Raw genomic sequence first — 3,059 nt, forward strand, 5'->3', positions numbered from 1 at the left:
GTGAACTGCACGGAGACCGCGTGGCGATCGGACCATCGGTTCTCGGACTGGGCGGATACGCGCCCGCTTCGGGTCCCGTCACAGTCGGCGTGCGCGCGGAAGACCTCCGCGTGGCCGGGCCTGACGAGGATTTCATGCAGTTCCGGCTCGACTATGTCGAGGAGACGGGCGCGCAGCGTCTCGTCCACGGGCATGTCGGAGACCAGAGCCTGACGGCGGCCATGCCGCTGGAAGTGCTCATTGAGGACGAGATGAAGCTTGCGGTCGATCCACGGCGCCTGCATTTCTTCACACGTGACTCCGGCACGCGGATTTTGGCTCCCGGCGACGTGCCGCTGGTGCGGCAGCTCAGCATGGAGCCAGCGTGAACCGTAGCCTTGGAGGCCGTTGCCTTTGACGCGGCGCCGTCCTACATCAGGCGGGCATTTCTGAAGGGGCAGGGCTATGGCTAACATCCGCAAAGTGGCGTTCCAGATGGACCACGTCTCCGGCATCAACATCGCCGGAGATTCGACTTTCGCCATGGCTCTGGAGGCGCAGGCGCGCGGCTACGAGCTGTTCCACTACACGCCCGACCGGCTGACGATGCGCGACGGCAGGATCTTTGCCACCGTCGAGCCGATGCAGGTGCGCGACGTCAAGGGCGAGCACTTCACGCTGGGCGAGATGGAACGGGTCGATCTCTCCACCATGGACGTCATCCAGCTGCGCCAGGATCCGCCCTTCGACATGGGCTACACCACCTCGACGCATCTCCTGGAGCGCATCCATCCTAAGACGCTGGTGGTCAACGACCCGGCCTGGGTCCGCAATTCGCCGGAGAAGATCTTCGTCACCGAGTTTGCCGATCTGATGCCGGCGACCCTGATCAGCCGCGACCCCAAGGAGATCGCCAGCTTCCGCCAGGAAATGGGCGACATCATCCTCAAGCCGCTCTACGGCAACGGCGGCGCCGGCGTCTTCCATTCCGCCCGGGACGACCGCAACTTCACGTCGCTGCTGGAAATGTTCGGACAGCTCTATCGCGGCGAGCCCTATATCGCCCAGGCCTATCTTCCCGCTGTCCGGAAGGGCGACAAGCGCATCCTGCTCGTCGATGGCGAACCGGTCGGTGCCATAAACCGCGTGCCGGCCGAAACCGACAGCCGCTCCAACATGCATGTCGGCGGCCGCGCCGAGGCGGTGGAGCTGACGAGCCGCGACCGCGAGATCTGCGCCCGCATCGGACCCGCACTCAGGGAGCGCGGCTTCATCTTCGTCGGCATCGACGTCATCGGCGACTACATGACGGAGATCAACGTGACGTCGCCGACCGGCATCCGCGAGGTCAAGAAGTTCGGCGGCGCCGACGTCGCCAGCCTTCTCTGGGATGCGATTGAAGCGAAGCGCCGCTAGACCGTTCCGTCTCCAGCGCCGTTTTGTTCTGTCGGTGCAACCTCTTGCAACCAAGCTGCAGCGGGTGCGGGAAGTTGTTCGACAGATGTTCTTGTTTTATTCCTTATTCCATGCCAGATTGCAATCGCTGGCGCGGAAAGCGTGTATCGCTTGCGTCTCGGACATGAGGTTGGGGGCAATGGCATGGTGGCGCGGGTCTCTACGGTTGCATTCCAAGGCATAGAAGGCGTTCCGGTCGAAGTTCAGGTGATGATCTCGCCGGGCAAGCTGCTGATGCCGATCGTCGGGCTTCCCGACAAGGCGGTGGCGGAAAGCCGCGAACGGGTGCAGGCGGCACTCCACGCCTCCGGGCTGTCACTGCCGCCGAAGAAGGTGACCGTCAATCTCGCACCGGCCGACATCCCGAAAGAAGGATTGCCTCTGCCATATTCGAATTAGTATCCATTGGTCAGCGCTCTGATATCATTGCGCGTTTAGGATTTCCGTTGCTGGATACTAGTTTGTGTTCTGGTGAGGCACACTCAGAACGACGTAGCGGGCCGTGCCCGAGTCGGGCCTTGATCTCCAACACTTCAAATTAGCTCCGCGATGAGCGTCTCTGTCAACTGCGCCACAAAGGTGGAGCGGCCGAAGCTGGTCTGGGTGGCTAGACCAGCAAATCGAAGGCGTTTGTGGGCAGCTTTCGTATGCAGAGCGTCGGCTCTTTGCATCAGCCGTTCTGAAAAAGGCTCTGTGAACTCAATGAGCTGCAGCATTAGACGGCATGGCGAAGGTTTTCTTGGCAACGCATTAGCAAAAGCTTGGTCAATGAAGCGGGCTTGGTGGTCGCCAGTGTTTGAGTCAATGAGCAGCCGGATGACGAGAAGGCCTCGTTAGCGTTATCTGCCCCCCCATCACGAGCCTATTCATTCACTGCTGATTGGTCGACAGAAGACCGACAACGCGCCAGAGTTGCTTGCCGTTGATACTCCGTTAGAATCAGTATATATGTCTTTTAATGCAATTGCGCGAAATATGGAAGAGAAATAGCAAAATAAATCGGCAATAAATCGAGAATAAATACATCAAAAATGCGGATTAAATCAGGAAGTAAATGGTTGGTGCGGGAATTAGCGAATTTTATTGAGTTTTGTGAATGACTTAAGTCGTTCTAAAATGAAAACACAGGTTAAAAGGGTGAGAAATGGGAGAGGCGCAAAAGGCAGATGGCCCGGTGAAATTTGTTTTTGCCGTTCCCGGGCACTCTCGACAGTACCACTTGACCACGTTGCTCCCGTACTATGGGAGCAAATTCTGTCAGCGCTTAGCTGATGCATGGGTTCAGGCTGTACTCTTTGAGAACGCCAACTCTGCCACCAACTACTTCAAAGCGATCCGGAAGTGCTTTCAGTGGGTGGCATTCAAGGGATTGGCAAACTCTAGTAGTCCGGAGCACGAGGTGTACCTCTCTTTCCGAGACTCGTGTTCATCTCCAGATGAGAAAACCTGGAAGCAGGTGGTGTCAAATATGTCGTCTGCGATCCTTGATCCACTGGATGAAAGCTTCATCAGAACGAATCGTCACACAAGCAGAAATAAGACGTTGGAGAGCCTGCGTGCGGGGCTTGAGCGTCTGAGTCCCAGAATGTCATTGCTGTGTTTCGGCGTGCAAAATTGACCCCATT

Annotated in this window: 1 protein-coding gene and 2 pseudogenes; all 3 read left to right on the top strand. The window is 57.7% G+C overall.

Annotation, left to right across the window (positions count from 1 at the left end; genetic code table 11):
- Positions 1–368, top strand: a pseudogene (ugpC, locus tag EO99_RS0125265) (sn-glycerol-3-phosphate ABC transporter ATP-binding protein UgpC); the annotation flags it as partial.
- A 76-nt stretch (positions 369–444) separates the two neighbouring features.
- The gene (gene gshB / locus EO99_RS0125270; RefSeq protein WP_029621312.1) at positions 445–1,395 is read left to right on the top strand and encodes a glutathione synthase; all 951 of its coding nucleotides are present in this window, start codon (positions 445–447) and stop codon (positions 1,393–1,395) included.
- A 183-nt stretch (positions 1,396–1,578) separates the two neighbouring features.
- A pseudogene (locus EO99_RS0125275) lies at positions 1,579–1,809 on the top strand (magnesium chelatase domain-containing protein); the annotation flags it as partial.
- Positions 1,810–3,059: the final 1,250 nt, after the last annotated feature.

The organism is Pseudorhizobium marinum, assembly GCF_000705355.1.
Taxonomy (GTDB): Bacteria; Pseudomonadota; Alphaproteobacteria; order Rhizobiales; family Rhizobiaceae; genus Neorhizobium; species Neorhizobium pelagicum.

Bases quoted from the DNA above. Each gene is read 5' to 3' on its own strand.
- gshB (WP_029621312.1), top strand. From the start codon at position 445: ATGGCTAACATCCGCAAAGTGGCGTTCCAGATGGACCACGTCTCCGGC.